The following is a 19204-nucleotide window of genomic DNA, read 5'->3' on the forward strand; positions in this document are numbered from 1 at the left end:
TCCGGCCTGCCCGTCATCATCACTGAGCCAGCCGCCCCAGGGTCACCCGCTCGTTATCGCCGTAATCACGCACGGTTTCCACCTGAAGGTAGCCCTGTTGCAGCAGGAGTTGACGCACCGCCTCCCCCTGCTGCCAGCCATGCTCCAGCAACAGCCAGCCGCCCGGCAGCAGATGGGCCGGCGCGCCCGCCACGATCAGCCGGATGTCGGCCAGTCCCTGCTCATCCGCCACCAGGGCGGAGCGGGGCTCGAAGCGCACGTCCCCCTCATCGAGATGGGGATCCGCCCCGTCGATGTAGGGCGGGTTGGAGACGATCATGGCAAAGCGCGGCGCCTTGCTTGACGAGGGCGCGACCAGCGGCTCAAACCAGCTGCCATCGCGCACCTCGATGGGCAGACCGAGGGCGGCGCTGTTGGCCCGGGCCAGGTCGGCGGCTGCCGGCATCCTGTCCACCGCCCATACATCGGCATCCGGTCGCTCCGACTTGAGCGCCAGTGCAATGGCGCCGGTGCCGGTGCCCAGATCCAGTACGGCGCAGGGGCCTGCTGGCAGCCGCGCCAGCGCCTGCTCGACCAGCACCTCGGTATCGGGGCGCGGGATCAGGGTGGCCGGGCTCACCTTGAGCGGCAGCGACCAGAACTCCCGCTCGCCGATCAGGTGGGCGATGGGTTCGCCATTGAGACGGCGTTCGAGCCAGCCCTGCAGGGTCGCTTGCTGGGCGGCATCGAGCTCGCGCTCCGGCCAGGTCATCAGGTAGCTGCGCCGGCACTCCAGCAGATGGCAGAGCAGCGCATCGGCATCGGCGCGGGGGGATTCCCCCCTGCCAGGGTCGCCATGATGTGGGCGCGAGCCTGCTGGATCTGCATCAGTTGCTCTCGGCCAGGGAGGCGAGCTGATCGGCCTGGTACTCCTGGATCATCGGGCTGATGACGCAGTCCAGATCCCCCTCCATGATCTCGCCGAGACGATAGAGGGTGAGGTTGATGCGGTGCTCGGAGAGGCGCCCCTGCGGGTAGTTGTAGGTGCGGATACGCTCGGAGCGATCCCCCGACCCCACCAGGTTGCGGCGGGTGCTCTGCTCGGCGGCGCGGTGGCGCTCATCCTCGGCCGCCTGCAGACGGGCGGAGAGCACCGACATCGCCTTGGCGCGGTTCTTGTGCTGGGAGCGTTCATCCTGGCACTCCACCACCAGCCCGGTGGGCAGGTGGGTGATGCGGATGGCGGAGTCGGTCTTGTTGACGTGCTGACCGCCGGCCCCGGAAGCGCGGAAGGTGTCGATCTTCAGCTCCGAGGGGTTGATCTCGATCTGCTCGGCTTCCGGCACTTCCGGCAACACGGCGACGGTACAGGCGGAGGTGTGCACCCGGCCCTGGGATTCGGTTTCCGGCACCCGCTGCACCCGGTGACCGCCGGATTCAAACTTGAGGCGGCCGTAGACGTGCTCGCCCTCCACCTTGGCAATTACCTCCTTGTAGCCGCCATGCTCGCCGTCGTTGCAGCTGACGATGGAAACCCGCCAGCCCTGGCGCTCGGCGTAGCGCGAATACATGCGAAACAGATCGCCCGCAAAGATCGCCGCCTCGTCACCACCGGCACCGGCGCGGATCTCCAAATAGCAGTTGTTGTCATCCTTGGGGTCGCGCGGCAGCAGCATCACCTGCAGCGCCTGCTCCTGCTCCTCGAAGGTCGCCTTGGCCAGCGGCAGCTCCTCCTGCGCCATCTCGCGCAGGTCGGCATCATCCTCTTCCAGCATCTGGCGGGTGGCGTCCAGGTTCTCTTCGGCCTGGCGGAATTGCTGGAAAGCGTGAACGATATCTTCCAGCTGGGCATATTCCCGGGTCAGGGCGCGGTAGCGATCCTGATCCGCGGCCACGTCCGGCTCGCCGAGCATGGCCTGTACTTCTTCGTGGCGCTCGATGAGGCCTTCCAGCTTTCTGATCAGTGACGGGTTCATAAATCTTGTGTTCTCGATGGAGGACGGGACGACCGGCTGGTCGCCCCAAAACTATGACTCTTGTGACAACCCCAGCACCTGGCGCAACTGGGCCAGCTGGTGGTGATCCCCCTGGGCCGCGGCATGGCGCAGGGCCTGGGTCGGTGCGTGGATCAACTTGTTGGTGAGGCGGTGGGCCAGCGCCTTGAGCGCCTGCTCGGCATTCTCGCCCTGCTGCAGGGCCAGCAGGGCGCGCTGCAGCTCTTCGTCGGCCACCTGTTGGGACTGGTGGCGGTAATCGCGGATGAGATCCACCGAGTGCTGGCTGCGATACCAGCCCATGAAGTCGTCGCGCTCTTCCTGCACGATGAGCTCGGCCTCGGCGGCGGCCCGTTTGCGGGTCTCGAGATTCTGCTCGATGATGCCCTGCAGGTCGTCCACCGTGTAGAGATAGGCGTCCGAGAGCTCGTCCACCTCCGCCTCGATGTCGCGGGGCACGGCGATGTCCACCAGGAACATGGGCTTGAAGCGGCGAGCCTTGAGCGCGCGCTCCACCATGCCCTTGCCGATAATGGGCAGCGGGCTCGCGGTGGAGCTGATGACGATGTCCGCCTCGTGCAGGTAATCCGGGATCTCTTCGAGCGTCATCACCTGGGCACCGAACTCCTCGGCCAGCAACTGGGCCCGCTGCAGGGTGCGGTTGGCCACCATCATCTGGGTGACGTTCTGCTCGCGCAGGTGGCGGGCCACCAGTTCGATGGTCTCGCCGGCACCGACCAGCAGCACCTTGGTCTGGGAGAGATCGGAGAAGATCCGCCGCCCCAAGCTCACTGCGGCAAAGGCCACCGACACGGCGCTGGCGCCAATCTCGGTATCGGTACGCACCCGCTTGGCCACCGAGAAGGATTTCTGGAACAGCCGCTCCAGCGATCCCTTCACCGCCTCGGACTGCTGGGCATGGGCGTAGGATTGCTTGATCTGCCCCAGGATCTGCGGCTCCCCCAGCACCAGGGAGTCGAGCCCGCAGGCCACCCGCATCAGGTGGCGGACCGCCTCCTCGTCCTGATGCTGGTAGATGGCGGAGACCACCTCGGCCGCATCCAGACCGTGGAAACGCTGCAGCCACTGCAACACCTGCTCGCCCTGCCCCTGCGCCAGGCTGCAGTAAAGCTCGGTGCGGTTGCAGGTCGAGACGATCACCGCCTCGCTTACACCGGGTTGGGCGACCAGCTCACGCAAGGCGCGATCGATGCAGTCCGGGCCGAAGGCGACCCGCTCCCGCAAGGCGACACTGGCGGTGTTGTGGTTGATTCCGAGGGCAAGCAAACTCATGAGTGGGCGTGGATCGTATCTGTGCGCTGGGAGTAAAGGCTGCCAATTGTACGAGAAAGGGTAAGTCTTTAAAAGCGATACGGCCGCCCCGTATACTGTGGCAAATCACCTTTTCCGGAGCATGACCTTGTTGTTGCGTCTTTTCACCCTTGGCTGCCTGCTGTTGCTGGCCGGTTGCGCCACTACCCAACCCCAGCGTGATCAGGTCAACTGGCAGCAGGAACGTACCCGCCTCGAGCAGCTCAGCCACTGGCAGCTGTCGGGCAAGATGGCCATCATCACCGCCCAGCAGAAGGGCAGCGCCCGGGTCAACTGGCAGCAGGATGGCGACGACTACCGCCTCAACCTCACCAGCCTGATCGGCACTCACATCCTCGAGCTCTCCCGCAGCAAGGGCGAGATCACCCTGATCGACAACGAGGGCAACCCGCACCAGAGCCAGGATGCCGAGGCGCTCATCTATCAGCTCACCGGCTGGAACATTCCGGTGGCCGGGCTGCCGGAGTGGATCAAGGGCCTGCCGGGTCAGGCCGAATTCGAGCTCAACCCCGACCGCAGTCTGGCCAGCGTGCGGGACGGTCAGTGGCAGATCGTCTATGGCGATTACCGGGATCAGGACGGCTACCGCCTGCCGCACCTGCTCACCATGACCGGCCAGGGCAGCCGCCTCAAGCTGCAGATCAACCAGTGGACCATCACCCGCTGATGGCGGCCATCGACAAGGACTCCCCCATGAGCGCCATGCGCTGGCCGGCTCCGGCCAAACTGAATCTCTTTTTGCACGTCAACGGCCGTCGCCCGGACGGCTACCACGAGTTGCAGACCCTGTTCATCTTCCTCAACCACGGCGACTGGCTCGAGTTCGAGCCGCTCACCGATACCGACTTGCTCACCCTGAGCCCGGCCATTCCCGGCGTGCCCGATGAGCAGAACCTGATCATCCGCGCCGCCCGCCTGCTGCAGGCCAGGCTGCCAAGCCCGCAGGGAGCCCATATCCGGCTGGAGAAGGTGCTGCCCATGGGCGGCGGCATCGGCGGCGGTTCGTCGGACGCCGCCACTACCCTGGTCGCCCTCAACCACCTGTGGCAGGCCGGCTTGAGTGAAGACGAGCTGGCCGAGCTCGGCGTCCAGCTGGGCGCCGACGTGCCGGTGTTCGTGCGCGGCAAGGCGGCCTTTGCCGAAGGGGTCGGTGAGCGGTTGCAGCCGGTCGAGCTGCCGAGTGCCTGGTATCTGGTGCTCAAGCCCGATTGCCATGTGGCGACCGCCGCCGTGTTCCAGGATCCGGACCTGCCCAGAGATACCCCGAAAATGGCATTGCACAATCTGCTGGAAGGGGAGTGGAAAAACGATTGCGAATTGCTGGTGAAAAAGCGCCACCCCGAGGTTGCCAATGCGCTCGGCTGGTTGCTAGAATACGCGCCGTCAAGAATGACGGGCACAGGAGCCTGCGTCTTTGCTCAGTTTGAAGACGAAGTGGCTGCTCGGGAAGTGTTGGCAAAAGTGCCGAAAGGATGGGATGGGTTTGTCGCCAAGGGCGAGAACATATCACCACTCTTTGCTGCATTGCAACAAGTCAGTGATTGGGGTATCGCCAAGCGGTAAGGCAGCGGGTTTTGATCTCGCCATTCCTAGGTTCGAATCCTAGTACCCCAGCCATCTCCTGAACATCGAACAGGGTATATCGATTCACCTGCCGCAGCAGTCTTGCCGGGAGTGCACACTCCCCCTCGCCGGTTGCAGCACCCATCGTTACCCTCTCGTTGTCGGGAGGTCACTGGTCATCATGGATGACGGGGCGTCGACCAGCACGACGCTCAACCGACTTGCCGCATGCAACGTGGGCACCTGGCCTGAAAGCAGCCTATAGTGGTCTGACCCGTCAACTTGATAAATCGTTTGCCCCAAAACGATAAGGGTCTGAATAAGACTCCCCACATACTGGATGCAACCCCGAGGTTTCAAACCGTGCCTGACATGAAGCTGTTTGCTGGTAACGCAACGCCGGAACTAGCCCAGAAGATCGCAGATCGCCTGTTTATCAAACTCGGCAATGCTGCCGTAGGTCGCTTTAGCGACGGCGAGATCAGCGTACAGATCAACGAGAATGTACGTGGTGGCGATATCTTCATCATTCAATCCACCTGTGCCCCGACCAACGACAATTTGATGGAATTGATCGTGATGGTGGATGCTCTGCGTCGTGCTTCAGCTGGCCGTATTACTGCCGTTATTCCCTACTTTGGTTATGCCCGTCAGGACCGCCGCGTCCGCTCCGCCCGTGTTCCCATCACCGCCAAGGTCGTCGCCGACTTCCTCTCCAGCGTCGGTGTGGATCGCGTGCTGACCGTTGACCTGCATGCCGAACAAATCCAGGGCTTCTTCGACGTCCCGGTCGACAACGTGTTCGGCAGCCCGGTGCTGCTGGAAGACATGAAGTCCAAGAACCTCGAATCCCCCGTGGTCGTGTCGCCGGACATCGGCGGCGTGGTACGTGCCCGTGCCATCGCCAAGCTGCTGGACGATACCGACATCGCCATCATCGACAAGCGTCGTCCCCGCCCGAACGTCTCCCAGGTCATGCACCTGATCGGTGACGTGGCCGGCCGCGACTGCATCATTGTCGACGACATGATCGACACCGGCGGCACCCTGTGCAAAGCCGCAGAAGCCCTCAAGGAGCGCGGCGCCAAGCGTGTATTCGCCTACGCCACTCACCCGGTCTTCTCCGGTTCCGCCGTGGAGAACATCAAGAACTCCGTGATCGACGAGCTGATCATCACCGACTCCATCCCGCTCACCGCGGAGATGAAGGCGGTCGACAAGGTCAAGCAGCTGACGCTCTCTTCCGTGCTGGCCGAAGCCATTCGCCGCATCAGCAACGAAGAGTCCATCTCTGCCATGTTTGAGCATTGATAGACCCTGTTGTGACAAAAACCGCCAGCTGGCGGTTTTTGTCTTTTTAGTCCCAGTTACACCCGGTACTGCCCTGCCCCGTCGCAGGTTAAGGATTGTTCCATGAATCGCTTGCGCCCGCTGCTGCTCCTTGCCTTCTGCAGCTTCCTGTTCGCCTGTCAGCCCGGCAATGAAGGCCAGCCCTTCGTGCTGACCCTGGCTCACATGAACGACACTCACTCCCAGTTTGACCCGGTCAACGCCGAGCTGAAGGGGCCCATCTTTGGCAAGCAGGGGGAGACCGACACCCTCTACACCCGCTTCGGCGGCTATCCGCGCCTGCTCACCATGGCGAAATCCTTCCAGGCCGATGCGCTAGCCAAGAACCAGCCGATCCTGCTGCTGCACGGCGGCGATGCCTGGCAGGGCAGCGGCTACTTCAAGCTCAACGAGGGGATGGCCAACGCCGAGCTGCTGAGCCAGTTCGGCCTCGACGCCATGGCCCTTGGCAACCACGAGTTCGATCTCGACAACCAGAAACTCGCCCGCTTCATCCAGGGAGTCAACTTCCCGGTGCTGGCCGCCAACCTGGATACCCGCGACGATCCGGATCTGCGCCACGCCGCCAATCTCAAGCCGTTCGTCATCTACGCCTTCGACGGCAACCAGAAGAGCCCGGTCAGCGATCTCAACAACCTGCCCCAGGGCAAGCAGCTGGTCGCCGTGATGGGACTGGTGCTGGAGGACATGGCCAACATCTCCCCCAACGTTGGCAAGCTGCGTTTCGGCAACGAAATCACCTCGGCCCAGGCCACGGTGGACCTGCTGCGCCAGCACGGCATCAACCAGATCGTGGCGCTCACCCACATCGGCAACCAGCGGGATCTGGCGCTGGCCGCCAAGGTGAACGGCATCGACGCCATCGTCGGTGGGCACTCCCACAGCCTGCTCGGCGATTTTCGCAACATCGGCTGGGGCAACACCGGCGAATACGCGGCGCTTGTCACCAACCCGGACGGGGTCGGCATGACCTGCGTGGTACAGGCCGGCTCCTATGCCCAGGCCATCGGACTGGCCCAGGTGAGCTTCGATGCCCAGGGCCGGGTCATCGCCTGCAAGGGCCAGAACCAGCTGCTGGCCAGTCGCGATTTCTTCGCCGATCCCGCTCGCAAGCAGGCACTGGACGAGCCCCGCAGCAAGCAGGCAGCCAAGTTCATCGACGCCCAGCCCAACCTGGTGACAGTGGATGAGGATCCCCGCCTGCGCGGCATCATCGACAGCCACTACAAGCCCGCCCTCGAGCAGGCCTTCGGCCCCGTCATCGCCACCCTGCCGACCGCCCTGCAAAATGCCCGTCGCCCCGGCGACAACGGCAGCGACAGCCACGGCTCCGACGTCGCCCCGCTGGTGGCCGAGGGTCAGTACTACTGGGCCAATACCCCGACGGTGCAGGCGCTGACCGGCGGCCCGGTCCACTTCGCCCTGCTGGCGGTGGGCGGCGTGCGCGCCGATCTGCCGGCCGGCGAGCTGCGCGAAGGGGATGCGGCGCTCACCCTGCTGCCGTTCAAGAACCAGCTCTCGGTGCTCACCCTGACCGGCGCCGACGTGCGCGCCCTCTTGACCGAGACCATCACCGCCACCCTGCCCGCCAGCGCCCACGCCGGCAAGTTCCCCTACGGTGGTCACCTGCGCTACACCTTCACCGAGACCACGCCGGGCAAGCGCGGCACGCTGACCCAGCTACAGTGGCAGGACGCTGACGGCCAGTGGCAGGATCTGGTGGATGCGACGCGCTACCGGGTGGTGATGAATGCCTACAGCGCCAACGGCAACGACGGCTGGCAGGCGCTGGCCCGCGCCCAGGCCCAGCATGCCGAGCGCCAGGATCTCGCCTGGCAGGATGGCAAATTGACGGCGTTCCCGGTCGAGCGGGTGGAGCAGAGCGGCGATCAGCTCAGCGCCCGCTACACCGCCGGCCATCAGCTTGACTGCAAGGCAAGCGGCATGGATTGCGGCACCGACGCCGCCTCCTTCGTGCAGTATGTGCGCGAGCAGCGCCCGACCCTGACGGCGCTGGCGGAAGAGACGGTCACCCTGGTGCGTGCCGCCCAATAAGTCGACTCTGCCACCGGCAAGCCACACCACGGGCCCCACGCAGGGGCCCGTTTTGCTGCCGTTGGCCGCCGGTTCTCCCGCTTTTCCCCGGTGCTGGCCGAGCTTTGGTTGAGTGATCGCCAGTCGGCGGCTAGAATATTGCGTCCCATTGCCCTGGGCAGTCGGCCCATTGCAAGCAGCGAGTGAAGAAATCAAGCGTGACAAGCCAAATCAAACTGATCGTGGGTCTGGGCAATCCCGGCCCGGAATATGCCAAGACCCGCCACAACGCCGGGGCCTGGTATGTGGAGCAACTGGCACGCTGGCACAACGTCAGCCTGCGCGAAGAGCCCAAGTTCTTCGGCCACACCGCCCGCATCCAGGTGGATGGCCAGGATGTGCGCCTGCTCATCCCGAACACCTACATGAACCTCTCCGGCAAGGCAGTGGCCGCGCTGGCCCGCTTCTACCAGATCGAACCGGAAGCCATGCTGGTGGCCCACGATGAGCTGGACCTGCCCCCCGGCATCGCCAAATTCAAGCAGGGCGGCGGCCACGGTGGCCACAACGGCCTCAAGGACATCATTGCCAGGATGGGCAACAACAATAATTTCTTCCGGCTGCGGCTGGGGATAGGTCACCCGGGCGCCAAGGAGCTGGTCGCCGGTTTCGTGCTGACCAAGGCCCCCAGCAGTGAACAGAGCCTGATCGACGCCGCACTGGACGAGTCCCTGCGCGCCACCGACATTCTGTTCAAGCAGGACATGACCAAGGCCATGAACCGGCTGCACAGCTTCAAGGCCGAGAAAGTCTGAATACAGATGCCTGACCTGGGTCAGGCTCGCACAATATGACGGGGTCGCCCAAGAACCTGTTCACGCTCTGTAACGAGAGGTTGTCAGCAAGGTAAAGCGCAGCGCAGGAACCGGAGCGTATAGTCATACGTGAGGATTCCGAGCAGCACATGAGCCTTGATCACAGCCTCGCAGCAAGAGCGTGGACAGGTTCTGCGGCCCTCACACAGCATCCATCACGTAAGGTAACAATCCATGGGTTTTAAATGCGGTATCGTGGGCCTGCCCAATGTAGGCAAATCCACCCTGTTCAACGCGCTGACCAAGGCCGGCATCGAAGCCGCCAACTTCCCGTTCTGCACCATCGAGCCGAACACCGGCGTGGTACCGATGCCGGATCCCCGCCTCGATCAGCTGGCGGCCATCATCAATCCGCAGCGCGTTGTGCCGACCACCATGGAATTCGTGGACATCGCCGGCCTGGTGGCCGGTGCCTCCAAGGGCGAGGGCCTCGGCAACCAGTTCCTGGCCAACATCCGTGAAACCGAGGCCATCGGTCACGTGGTGCGCTGCTTTGACGACGAGAACATCGTCCACGTCGCCGGCAAGGTCTCCCCGGCCGACGACATCGAGGTGATCAACACCGAGCTGGCTCTCTCCGACCTGGATGCCTGCGAGCGCGCCATCAACCGCCAGTCCAAGCGCGCCAAGGGCGGCGACAAGGATGCCAAGCTGGAAGTGGAAGTGCTGGAGAAGATCAAGGTGGCACTGGAAAACGGCCAGATGATCCGCGGCATGAAGCTGGACAAGGATGAGCTGGCCGCCGTCAGCCACCTCAACTTCCTGACCCTCAAACCCACCATGTACATCGCCAACGTGGCGGAAGATGGCTTCGAGAACAATCCCTACCTCGACAAGGTGCGCGAAATCGCCGCCGCCGAGAACGCGGTTGTGGTGGTCGTCTGCTGCGCCATCGAGGCTGACATCGCCGAGCTGGACGATGCCGACCGCGCCGAGTTCATGGCTGACCTTGGCATCGAAGAGCCGGGCCTGAACCGGGTGATCCGCTCCGGTTACGAGCTGCTCAAGCTGCAAACCTACTTCACCGCCGGTGTGAAAGAGGTGCGTGCCTGGACCATCCCGGTCGGCGCCACCGCTCCGCAGGCGGCCGGCAAGATCCACACCGACTTCGAAAAAGGCTTTATTCGTGCCCAAACCATCGCCTTCGAAGACTTTATCACCTACAAGGGTGAGCAAGGTGCCAAGGAAGCGGGCAAGATGCGCGCCGAAGGGAAAGAGTACATCGTCAAAGACGGCGATATCATGAACTTCCTGTTCAACGTCTAATCCCATGAGAGGCCAGCATTTGCTGGCCTCTTTTTTAACTGGCCAAGGCTCGTATCTGCTGGCAAATGTCGTAAAAAAAACCAGATTGTTGGGCTTTTGCACGACAGCGACCAATAACTCGCCAAACGCACCCAAATTCGGTTTTTCAAACAAAAAAAGGGTTGACGCCCCAGAGCCAGATACGCATAATTCGGCCCGCACAGTGACGAGGCAACGAGGCACTGGAAGCAAGGTTGGCTATGTAGCTCAGTTGGTTAGAGCATCGCACTCATAATGCGGGGGTCACAGGTTCGAATCCCGTCATAGCCACCATCTCTAGTTGGGGTATCGCCAAGCGGTAAGGCAGCGGGTTTTGATCTCGCCATCCCTAGGTTCGAATCCTAGTACCCCAGCCATTATTTCAGTTGTCGACATTCAAGTGTCGGTGACAGGTCAAGGGAAGCAGTGATGGGTGTTGAACTCGTCAATGTGCCCAGGTTCAAATCCTGGTATCCCGGCCACTGTTAAAAGATGTTTGATAGACTCTGTCAGGCATCGCTGTTGGGGCATCGCCAAGCGGTAAGGCAGCGGGTTTTGATCTCGCCATACCTAGGTTCGAATCCTAGTGCCCCAGCCATTTTTAAAAGATGTTTGATAGTCTCTGTCAGGCATCGCTGTTGGGGTATCGCCAAGCGGTAAGGCAGCGGGTTTTGATCTCGCCATCCCTAGGTTCGAATCCTAGTACCCCAGCCATTATTCTGTTCTCTTCCACACCGTGGTTGACAACAAACGGCTATGTAGCTCAGTTGGTTAGAGCATCGCACTCATAATGCGGGGGTCACAGGTTCGAATCCCGTCATAGCCACCATTTTTGAAAACGTTCCTTCAATCATCTGATTGCAAAGAACACTGTTGGGGCATCGCCAAGCGGTAAGGCAGCGGGTTTTGATCTCGCCATACCTAGGTTCGAATCCTAGTGCCCCAGCCATTTTTGCTTGTATTCGACGCGAGTCGTGCACAAGACGGCTATGTAGCTCAGTTGGTTAGAGCATCGCACTCATAATGCGGGGGTCACAGGTTCGAATCCCGTCATAGCCACCATTACTCCTGCGGAAGTGGCGAAATTGGTAGACGCACCAGATTTAGGTTCTGGCGCCCTAGGCGTGAGAGTTCGAGTCTCTCCTTCCGCACCATCAAAAGCAGTACCAAACAGACCAGCTCAGGCTGGTTTTTTTGTATCTGGCGTTTGCCACTCTTCTTCCCCTCTCCATGCCATCGCACGTCTGCAATACCGCCCATGTATCAACGGCTGCGCCTTGTGCTCTCCTCTACGACGGCGCTGATGCCCGGCTCCCGGTTTATACATCCCTTTTCATGTCAGAGCATTGCGGGCAATAAAAAGGCGGCCCACAGGCCGCCATGTCGTTTGCTGTCGTCAGAACGGGAAGAACCAGGGAATGGCGATGACGCTCACCACCATCACCAGCAGGGTGAAGGGCACGCCGATGCGCACGAAATCCACGAACCGGTAGTTGCCGGGGCCCAGCACCAGGGTGTTGACCGGCGAGGAGACGGGCGTCATGAAGGCCGCCGAAGCGGCGATGGCGATGGTCATGGCGAACGGATAGGGCGAGATCCCCATCTGCTGCGCCGTGCCCAGCGCAATGGGCGCCATCAGCACCGCCGTCGCGGTGTTGGAGATGAACAGCCCTATGATGGCGCACAGGGCAAACAGACTGGCCAGCATCACCCGCGGCCCCATCTCCCCTACCGCCGAGATCAGCGCGCCGACGATGAGATCCACCCCGCCGGTCTTTTGCAGCGCCAGCGCGAAGGGCAGCATACCGACGATGAGGATCAGGGTCGGCCAGTGGATGGACTTGTAGGCGCTCTCCATGTCGATGCAGCGGAATTTGCCCATCAGCAGGCAGGCGATCAGCGCCGCGATCACGTTGGGCACCGGATCGGTCACCATCAGGGCGATCATCACCCCGAGGCAGATGAGGGCGTGAATGGCCTGGCTGCGGGCCGGCGCCATCTCGTCCACCTCGGCCGGCAGCCCCAGCAGCAGGAAGTCGCGGCTGTGGGTCTGCAGCAGCCGGATCAGGCTCCAGTTGCCCACCACCAGCAGGGTATCCCCCAACTGCAGCGCCTCGTCCACCAGCTTGCCGCCAAGCGCCTCACCGGCGCGGCGGATCCCCACCACGTTGAGGCCATAGTGGGAGCGAAACGCCACCTCGCGGATGCTCTTGCCAAGCAGGCGGGATTCCGGGATGAGCGACACCTCCGCCATGCCCACCTCCCGCGCCTGATCAGAAAAATATTCGCCGCGCAGGATCATGGGCTCGAGCCGCGCCTCGCTGCAGAACTCGCGCACGTCCACCTCGGGGTCGGACATGTCGATGAGCAGCACATCCTTGGCCTGGAACTCGGTCACTCCGGAGACGGTGACCATCACCCGCCGGAATTTGCGCCAGCGCTCCACCCCGATGACGTTGGCCCCGTAGCGGGCCCGCAGTTGCAGCTCGTCCAGAGTCTGGCCGATCAGCGGTGAATCGGGCCGGATCGCCAGCCGGCGCGCCCGGCCGGCCAGCCGGTAGTCGCGAATGAGATCGCGCATGGTGCTACGGCCGATCTGCTTGCTCTTGCCCTCCTCCCCTTCACGCACCAGGGAGGTGCGCATCAGCAGCATGTAGAGGATCCCCATCCCCAGGATGATGACCCCCATGGGGGTGAAGCCGAAGAAGCCGAAGCCATGGATGTTGTGGCGCATCAGCTCGCTGTTGACCACCATGTTGGGCGGCGTCGCCACCAGCGTCATCATGCCGCTGATGAGGCCGGCAAAGCCGAGCGGCATCATCAGCCGGCCGGCCGGGATCCCCATCCGGTTCGCCACGCTCAGCACCACCGGGATGAAGATGGCCACCACCCCGGTGCTGCTCATCACGGCCCCCAGCAGGGCGACCGCCACCATCAGCAGTACCAGCAATCGGGTCTCGCTGCTGCCAGCCACCTTCACCAACGCATCCCCCACCTGATAGGCAATGCCGGTGCGCACCAGCCCCTCCCCCACCACGAACAGGGCGGCAATCAGGATGACGTTGGGATCGCTGAACCCCGCCAGCGCCTCCGGCAGGGTCAGGGTGCCGCTCAGTACGAACAATATGATGATCAGCAAGGCAACCACGTCCATGCGGACCTTGTTGCTCACAAACAGATAAATGGCGCCCACCAGCATGCAGAGGACCCAGACCAACTCGGAATTCACACTTGCTCCTTTTGTTCAGCTCCACCCCGGCCGGAGCGGATTCCATCAGACCACAGCTCATTTCTCCCCGATTTGTTACATATCAATAAAGGGGCAGGGCATCATCGCATATCAGGGCGCCATCGGGGGCCTAAAGTTGCCCCTGCTGTTTGTCCATTCTTTGAGGTGGCTCGGCCCGGGTCGGACAAAAGTCCTGCCAGCCTCCCCCCATCGCCCCTAGAATAGGCCCGGTTAACGCCCCCAATTTTCAAAGGAAACGAAAATGAGCATATTCGAGTGGTTCAGCATCAATCACACCCTGGTGACCATACCGCTGGGCGGTGGTTACGCCATGTCGTGGATTGAAGCCGTCGGCACCCTGTTCGGGCTGGCCTGCATCTGGTGCGCCAGCCAGGAGAAGACCATCAACTACCTGTTCGGGCTCATCAACGTCAGCCTGTTCGCCATCATCTTCTTCCAGATCCAGCTCTACGGCCTGTTGCTGCTGCAGCTGTTCTTCTTCTGCGCCAACCTCTATGGCTGGTACGCCTGGACCCGCCCGGCCAACGCCCAGGGGGACACCCTGCAGATCCGCTGGCTCAGCAAGTCCAAGCTCATCGCCACCGCCGCCGTGAGCGTGCTGGCCATCGCCCTGCTGACCCTCTACATCGACCCGGTGTTCGCCGCCCTGGCCCGCACCTCGGTCGCCCTGCTCAACCTGTTTGGCGCCAATCTCGCCACTCCTGAGCCCTCCCCCGATGCCTTCCCCTTCTGGGATGCCAGCATGACGGTACTCTCCGTGGTGGCCCAGATCCTGATGACCCGCAAGTACGTGGAGAACTGGATCCTCTGGGTGGTCATCAACATCATCAGCATCGGCGTCTATGCCGCCCAGGGGGTCTATGCCATGTCCCTTGAGTACCTGATCCTGCTGTTTATCGCCGCCAACGGCACTCGCCTGTGGATGGTCAGCGCCAAGCGCCCGCAACAGGAAGCGATCGCATGAGCCTGCTGCCCCATCTGCAATGTCGCCCGGACCAGATCGCCGAACGGGTGGTGCTGTGCGGCGACCCGGCCCGGGTCGACCGTATCGCCGGCCAGCTCGACGAGTGTGACGTGCTGGGCCAGCACCGGGAGTTTCGCCTGATCAACGGCCGCTACCGGGGGCTGCCCGTCACGGTATGCAGCACCGGCATCGGCGGCGCCTCCGCCGTCATCGCGCTGGAGGAGCTGGTGCAGGCGGGCGCCCGCTCGCTCATCCGGGTCGGATCTGCCGGCGCCCTGCAGCATGAGATCGCGCTGGGGGATCTCATCGTGGTGGAGGGCGCGGTGCGCAGCGAAGGCGCCTCGCTGGCCTACCTGCCCCCCGAGTACCCCGCCTGCGCCGACATCCGCCTGCAAGCTGCCTTGCTCGCCCATCTCGGCGCCAGCAGCCAGCCTCACTGGCACGGGTTGGTACGCTCCCACGACAGCTTCTATCGGGATGACGAGCAGGACGTCTGTCGCTACTGGCACGCCCGTGGCGTGCTCGGGGCGGACATGGAGACCGCCTCCCTGCTCGCCGTGGGGCGCCTGCGCAAGGTGCGGGTGGCCGCCGTGCTCTGCAACGTGGTGGCCTTCGAGCAGGACGTGCAAGCGGGGGTGAGCGACTACGCGGCCAGCGAAGCCGCCATGATGACCGGCGAGCGGCTGGCTATCGCCGCCGCCCTCCACGCCCTGACGCAATAGACCGGGTCTGCCGGGGCCGCAACGGCCCCGGCAAAACGTTAAGCCCGGCACATTCAGAGGCGCCAAAGCTGGCATCCCGCCTGCGCTCTTGCTAGCCTCATGGCCCTCGTCAAGCCGGGCCTTCACCATGCAGCAACAACCCTATCCGCTCGGTCGCTTTCACGCCGAGCTTGCCGCACTCGAACCGCGCTTTGCCGCGGCGCTGGCAGACTGCACCCTGTTTTCGCGCCGCTATCTGCCCGGTGAGCCCATCATGCGCCAAGGGGAGCGGTGCGAGCAGCTCTATCTGGTGGCGCAGGGGCGGATTTCCCTCAACAGCGCGGTCCACTCAGGGCGGTTGTTTCAACTCGGCGAGATTGAGTGCCACCAGCAGATCTTCGGAGAGATGGAGTTCTTCAGCGCCACCCCGGTGCAGTGGAGCGTGGTGGCCGAGACCGAGCTGGACGCCGCCGTCATCTGCGCCGACAAGCTGGCCAAACGGCTGCTGGCCGAGCCCGAGCTGACCCTCTTCTTCGCCGCGGCGCTCGCCAGCGACTATCTGGATACCCTGGACATCACCACCAGCCGGCTGCTGCACCCCATCGCCTACAACATCGCCTTCGAGCTGTGGCGCGAGCGCCAGCGCACCCCCATGCTGGGTTCGCGCAAGCGGGCCCACGAGGCGGCGCGCTTCGGTACCACCGAGCGGGTCTATCGGCGCGCCCTCAAGGAGCTGATCGAACAGGGCATAGTCGCCGACGGCAGCGACGGCCCGGTCATCGCCGATCTGGCCAGGCTGCGCGCCTATCTCGACCTTTGATTTCCCTTCATCCCATTTCGATTCACCCTGTCAGGAGAGTGCCATGTCTACCCATCCCGAGTTCACCTTCTTCAGCCGCTTCGTCGCCGACATCCAGGCCGGCCGCAAGACCATCACCATCCGCGACGAGAGCGAGGCCAACTGGCAACCCGGCCAGCGGCTGGCGCTGTTTACCAACCCGGAGCACCAGCCCTTTGGCACCATAGAGGTGCTCTCGGTCAAGGCAGTCGCCTTCGATGAACTGAACGACGAACACGCCCGCCAGGAGAACATGACCCTCCCCGAGCTCAAACAGGTCATCCGCAACATCTACCCCGCCCTGCCGCCGCTCTATGTCATTGAATTCAAACTGCTTGATTGAGCCGGATTTGGTCTTTGCCGAGTGATGTGTTAATAGTGTCCTCTTTTGAATCAGGGAGGTGACCCGAGTGTTTGAGATAGCGAGCCTGCGAGAAGGCATGATGCACGGGGTCGAGCTGTTCCAGCTGCTGCTGGAGATCATCTCCATTGCCTGCGTGGTGATTGGGCTGGGCAAGACCCTCTGGCTGGCGGCGCGGGTACGGGATCACGAGCCCGGCTTTCCCCATATCCGGCTCTGTTTCGGCAGCTGGCTCATTCTGGCGCTGGAGTTCCAGCTCGCCGCCGACATCCTGGCCACCACGGTGGCGCCGAGCAAGGAGGAGCTGATCCGCCTCGCCATCATCGCGGTGATCCGCACCTTCCTGAACTACTTCCTCGGCAAGGAGCTGGAAGCCCAAGCGGAACGCCAGCAAGACAAGGCAGAGCGCCAGCAGGAGCAGCGCAGCGAGCAGGCCAAGGCGGCTCAATAACCCGTTTCTTTGCACAGCATCATCGCTGAGTGTCGTGCCATCCCGACCACCACCATGGTTCGGGATGGCCCAGTTGTGACCCTCCCCTCACTTTTGGCAATCAGCCAACTATGGAACCCTTTTCAAGCCTTTCTCCGCCCTGTCGAGGGCCCGCGCATCTGCGTAAGATAAACCATCGCTTCCCCCAACCGGCCACGCTGATGAACCCGCAACCTCTCCACACACCCGACATCGACCTCGATAGTTGCGTTATCTACCAGATCTATCCCATGAGCTTTCAGGACAGCGATGGCGACGGCATGGGCGACATCAACGGCATTCGTCAGCGCCTCGGTTATCTGGCCACCCTGGGGGTCGATATGCTGTGGCTCACCCCCCTCTATCGCTCCCCCAAGCGGGACAACGGTTATGACGTGGCGGACTACCGCGCCATCGACCCCGCCTTCGGCACCCTGGCCGAGATGGAGCAGCTGGTAGCCGAGGCAGCCGCTCACGGTATCGGCATCATGATGGATATCGTCGCCAACCACACCTCCACCGAGCACGAGTGGTTTGTGCAGGCGCTGGCCGGCGATCCCCACTATCAGGGCTATTACGTATTCCGGGATCAAGCCTTTGTCGATGCTCACCCCATTACCTCAATTTTTGGCGGCAGCGGCTGGCAGTATGTGCCGGCGCTTGATCGCTACTACCTGCACAACTTCGATGCGAGTCAGGCCGATCTGGACTGGGACAACCCGGCTGTGCGGGCCGAAATGGCAGAGGTGATCAACTTCTGGCTGGGCAAGGGAATCAAGGGATTTCGCTTCGATGTGATCGACATGGTGAGCAAGGAGTGGGACCGACTTGCCATGAGCAACGGTCCCCGCCTGCACGACTATATTCGCGAGCTCAATGCCGAGAGCTTCGGCGGCCAGGGGATCATCACGGTGGGGGAGACCTGGGGAGCGGATCTCGCCCATATGCAGTGCTACTCAGCCCCTGATGGCAGCGAGTTCAGCATGGTGTTCAACTTCGAACATCTGGGGCTCGGCAGTGACAAGTGGACCTCCCGCTTCGACCCGCTCGCCTTCAAACGGGCCATGGCCCGCCACCAGCAGGGGCTGCACGGCCGAGGCTGGAACAGCCTGTTTCTCGGCAACCACGACCTGCCCCGCGCCGTCTCCCGCTTTGGCGATGACAGACCCGAATGGCGTGAAATCAGCGCCAAGCTGTGGGCCATGGTGCTGCACCTGATGCAGGGCACCCCCTTCATCTATCAGGGGGAGGAGCTCGCCATGACCAACCGTCACTGGCAGCCGGACGAGCTGCGCGACGTGGAGGCCATCAACTACTGCGCCAGCCAGGCGGAGCTGGAGCCTGCCGAGCTGAGTCGGCGACTCGATACCATCGGCCGCGACAACGCCCGCACCCCGATGCAGTGGGACGCAGGCCCCCACGCCGGATTCAGCACGGCCACGCCCTGGATTGCCCTCAACGCCAACCACATTGAAATCAACGCCGCCGAGCAGCTGGCCCGTCCCGACTCGCCGTTTCACTGCTATCGCCAGCTCATCGCCCTGCGCAAGGCCCACCCTGTCGTTCGCCACGGCAATTTCGAACTGCTGGATGGGGATGACCCCGATCGCATCGGCTATCGCCGCCGCTGGCAGGATCCGGCAAGCGCGGAGCGGCACACCCTGCTGCTGCTCGCCAACCTCACCGAGCGCCCCCTGGTCATGCCGCACCTTGACCAGGTGGAAGCAGGTGCCACCCTGCTGATGAGCAACTACCCGGGGCAGCCCACCGCCACCTTCGCCCCCTATCAGGCGGCCGCCTGGCTGCTGCCAGCACGGGAGTAACGGGCAACGCTATCCCTCGCGCCATCCTCCGCCACGGGGGGCCCCTGCCCCCTGATGATTTCCCTCCCCTCGGCGGTCAATACGCCCCGGCGATTTACTCACTTAAAAACTTCGCGTTTTCAGGCCCGCACCGCCTTGCCAGGCGGTATCCAACCACGGCTCGCTATCGACAATTGAAATAGTTCAACATCCTGTTTTTATTGGCAATAACCGCCATCAAAAACGACGTTTTTATCATCAATCGGCGATATTAAACGCTGTTTAGTCAGGGTTAAAAGTCAATTCAGATTTGCGCCCTTGTGGTTCTTCGCCGGCTCCTTATGGTTTCCATCCGAAGCGTGCGGCACAACGCCGCACGCCGACGTTCAGGCTCGCGGGCACTCTCCC

The 19204-nt window shown here is 62.8% G+C and carries 15 protein-coding genes, 9 tRNA genes and 1 pseudogene; 21 read left to right on the plus strand and 4 right to left on the minus strand.

Annotation, left to right across the window (positions count from 1 at the left end):
* Positions 1-19: 19 nt before the first annotated feature.
* The 3 genes and pseudogenes from prmC to hemA all read right to left on the minus strand — a co-directional run bounded on the left by prmC (position 20) and on the right by hemA (position 3266).
* Positions 20-867: pseudogene (gene prmC, locus E5E97_RS21160) on the minus strand (peptide chain release factor N(5)-glutamine methyltransferase).
* Positions 867-1955: a peptide chain release factor 1 gene (gene prfA, locus E5E97_RS21165; RefSeq protein ID WP_011706935.1), complete on the minus strand. Its 1089-nt coding sequence runs from the start codon at positions 1953-1955 to the stop codon at positions 867-869. Before prfA ends, prmC begins: the two are co-directional and overlap by 1 nt.
* A gap of 51 nt (positions 1956-2006) precedes the next feature.
* Entirely contained in the window at positions 2007-3266 is a 1260-nt protein-coding gene (gene hemA / locus E5E97_RS21170) for a glutamyl-tRNA reductase (RefSeq protein WP_016351604.1), read from the minus strand.
* Positions 3267-3387: 121 nt separating this feature from the next.
* Between hemA and lolB the strand changes: the two genes are divergently transcribed.
* From lolB to E5E97_RS21245, 15 genes are all read left to right on the plus strand, one after another.
* On the plus strand, positions 3388-3972 hold the full coding sequence (lolB, locus tag E5E97_RS21175; protein ID WP_011706937.1) for a lipoprotein insertase outer membrane protein LolB: 585 nt from the start codon (positions 3388-3390) through the stop codon (positions 3970-3972).
* 26 nt (positions 3973-3998) lie between these two features.
* On the plus strand, positions 3999-4868 hold the full coding sequence (ispE, locus tag E5E97_RS21180) for a 4-(cytidine 5'-diphospho)-2-C-methyl-D-erythritol kinase (protein WP_101150292.1): 870 nt from the start codon (positions 3999-4001) through the stop codon (positions 4866-4868).
* A tRNA-Gln gene (locus E5E97_RS21185) sits at positions 4848-4922 on the plus strand. The genes ispE and E5E97_RS21185 overlap by 21 nt, the downstream gene beginning before the upstream one ends.
* Positions 4923-5231: 309 nt before the next feature.
* Positions 5232-6179: a ribose-phosphate pyrophosphokinase gene (locus E5E97_RS21190; RefSeq protein WP_005298464.1), complete on the plus strand. Its 948-nt coding sequence runs from the start codon at positions 5232-5234 to the stop codon at positions 6177-6179.
* 102 nt (positions 6180-6281) lie between these two features.
* Positions 6282-8273 (plus strand): bifunctional UDP-sugar hydrolase/5'-nucleotidase, encoded by a 1992-nt coding sequence (locus E5E97_RS21195; RefSeq protein ID WP_171281006.1) that lies wholly within the window; start codon positions 6282-6284, stop codon positions 8271-8273.
* A gap of 197 nt (positions 8274-8470) precedes the next feature.
* Positions 8471-9067, plus strand: a complete 597-nt coding sequence (gene pth / locus E5E97_RS21200) for an aminoacyl-tRNA hydrolase (RefSeq protein ID WP_005298460.1) — start codon at positions 8471-8473, stop codon at positions 9065-9067.
* A gap of 234 nt (positions 9068-9301) precedes the next feature.
* The gene (ychF, locus tag E5E97_RS21205) at positions 9302-10393 is read left to right on the plus strand and encodes a redox-regulated ATPase YchF (protein ID WP_016351608.1); all 1092 of its coding nucleotides are present in this window, start codon (positions 9302-9304) and stop codon (positions 10391-10393) included.
* Positions 10394-10628: 235 nt separating this feature from the next.
* Positions 10629-10705: transfer RNA gene (locus tag E5E97_RS21210), tRNA-Met, on the plus strand.
* An 8-nt stretch (positions 10706-10713) separates the two neighbouring features.
* A tRNA-Gln gene (locus E5E97_RS21215) sits at positions 10714-10788 on the plus strand.
* A 146-nt stretch (positions 10789-10934) separates the two neighbouring features.
* Positions 10935-11009: transfer RNA gene (locus tag E5E97_RS21220), tRNA-Gln, on the plus strand.
* Positions 11010-11050: 41 nt separating this feature from the next.
* A tRNA-Gln gene (locus tag E5E97_RS21225) sits at positions 11051-11125 on the plus strand.
* Positions 11126-11163: 38 nt separating this feature from the next.
* Positions 11164-11240 (plus strand) — tRNA-Met (locus E5E97_RS21230).
* A 45-nt stretch (positions 11241-11285) separates the two neighbouring features.
* Positions 11286-11360: transfer RNA gene (locus E5E97_RS21235), tRNA-Gln, on the plus strand.
* 36 nt (positions 11361-11396) lie between these two features.
* Positions 11397-11473 (plus strand) — tRNA-Met (locus E5E97_RS21240).
* A gap of 8 nt (positions 11474-11481) precedes the next feature.
* Positions 11482-11565 (plus strand) — tRNA-Leu (locus E5E97_RS21245).
* A gap of 242 nt (positions 11566-11807) precedes the next feature.
* Here the strand turns inward: E5E97_RS21245 and E5E97_RS21250 are convergent.
* Positions 11808-13640: an SLC13 family permease gene (locus tag E5E97_RS21250; protein WP_041218664.1), complete on the minus strand. Its 1833-nt coding sequence runs from the start codon at positions 13638-13640 to the stop codon at positions 11808-11810.
* 262 nt (positions 13641-13902) lie between these two features.
* On the opposite strand from E5E97_RS21250, the gene pnuC reads away from it, so the two are divergent.
* The 6 genes from pnuC (at position 13903) to E5E97_RS21280 (ending at position 18817) form a co-directional block, all read left to right on the plus strand.
* A complete protein-coding gene (gene pnuC / locus E5E97_RS21255; protein ID WP_011706944.1) occupies positions 13903-14625 on the plus strand; it encodes a nicotinamide riboside transporter PnuC in 723 nt (240 codons plus the stop codon).
* On the plus strand, positions 14622-15347 hold the full coding sequence (locus tag E5E97_RS21260) for a nucleoside phosphorylase (RefSeq protein ID WP_171281007.1): 726 nt from the start codon (positions 14622-14624) through the stop codon (positions 15345-15347). The genes pnuC and E5E97_RS21260 overlap by 4 nt, the downstream gene beginning before the upstream one ends.
* Before the next feature lie 127 nt (positions 15348-15474).
* On the plus strand, positions 15475-16146 hold the full coding sequence (locus tag E5E97_RS21265; protein ID WP_162518647.1) for a Crp/Fnr family transcriptional regulator: 672 nt from the start codon (positions 15475-15477) through the stop codon (positions 16144-16146).
* A 43-nt stretch (positions 16147-16189) separates the two neighbouring features.
* Entirely contained in the window at positions 16190-16507 is a 318-nt protein-coding gene (yqfB, locus tag E5E97_RS21270) for a N(4)-acetylcytidine aminohydrolase (RefSeq protein WP_101150250.1), read from the plus strand.
* Positions 16508-16574: 67 nt separating this feature from the next.
* Positions 16575-16976, plus strand: a complete 402-nt coding sequence (locus E5E97_RS21275) for a DUF1622 domain-containing protein (RefSeq protein WP_016351614.1) — start codon at positions 16575-16577, stop codon at positions 16974-16976.
* Between the two features lie 200 nt (positions 16977-17176).
* On the plus strand, positions 17177-18817 hold the full coding sequence (locus tag E5E97_RS21280; protein ID WP_171281008.1) for an alpha-glucosidase: 1641 nt from the start codon (positions 17177-17179) through the stop codon (positions 18815-18817).
* The last annotated feature ends 387 nt before the right edge of the window (positions 18818-19204 follow it).

This window comes from Aeromonas sp. 2692-1 (genome assembly GCF_013085505.1).
Lineage (GTDB): Bacteria > Pseudomonadota > Gammaproteobacteria > Enterobacterales > Aeromonadaceae > Aeromonas > Aeromonas hydrophila.

What these genes read in the sequence shown, in the direction of transcription:
- prfA (WP_011706935.1), bottom strand. Translation starts at nt 1,955, where the DNA reads ATGAACCCGTCACTGATCAGAAAGCTGGAAGGCCTCATCGAGCGCCAC.
- hemA (WP_016351604.1), bottom strand. Translation starts at nt 3,266, where the DNA reads ATGAGTTTGCTTGCCCTCGGAATCAACCACAACACCGCCAGTGTCGCC.
- lolB (WP_011706937.1), top strand. Translation starts at nt 3,388, where the DNA reads ATGACCTTGTTGTTGCGTCTTTTCACCCTTGGCTGCCTGCTGTTGCTG.
- ispE (WP_101150292.1), top strand. Translation starts at nt 3,999, where the DNA reads ATGAGCGCCATGCGCTGGCCGGCTCCGGCCAAACTGAATCTCTTTTTG.
- E5E97_RS21195 (WP_171281006.1), top strand. Translation starts at nt 6,282, where the DNA reads ATGAATCGCTTGCGCCCGCTGCTGCTCCTTGCCTTCTGCAGCTTCCTG.
- ychF (WP_016351608.1), top strand. Translation starts at nt 9,302, where the DNA reads ATGGGTTTTAAATGCGGTATCGTGGGCCTGCCCAATGTAGGCAAATCC.
- pnuC (WP_011706944.1), top strand. Translation starts at nt 13,903, where the DNA reads ATGAGCATATTCGAGTGGTTCAGCATCAATCACACCCTGGTGACCATA.
- E5E97_RS21260 (WP_171281007.1), top strand. Translation starts at nt 14,622, where the DNA reads ATGAGCCTGCTGCCCCATCTGCAATGTCGCCCGGACCAGATCGCCGAA.
- E5E97_RS21265 (WP_162518647.1), top strand. Translation starts at nt 15,475, where the DNA reads ATGCAGCAACAACCCTATCCGCTCGGTCGCTTTCACGCCGAGCTTGCC.
- yqfB (WP_101150250.1), top strand. Translation starts at nt 16,190, where the DNA reads ATGTCTACCCATCCCGAGTTCACCTTCTTCAGCCGCTTCGTCGCCGAC.
- E5E97_RS21280 (WP_171281008.1), top strand. Translation starts at nt 17,177, where the DNA reads ATGAACCCGCAACCTCTCCACACACCCGACATCGACCTCGATAGTTGC.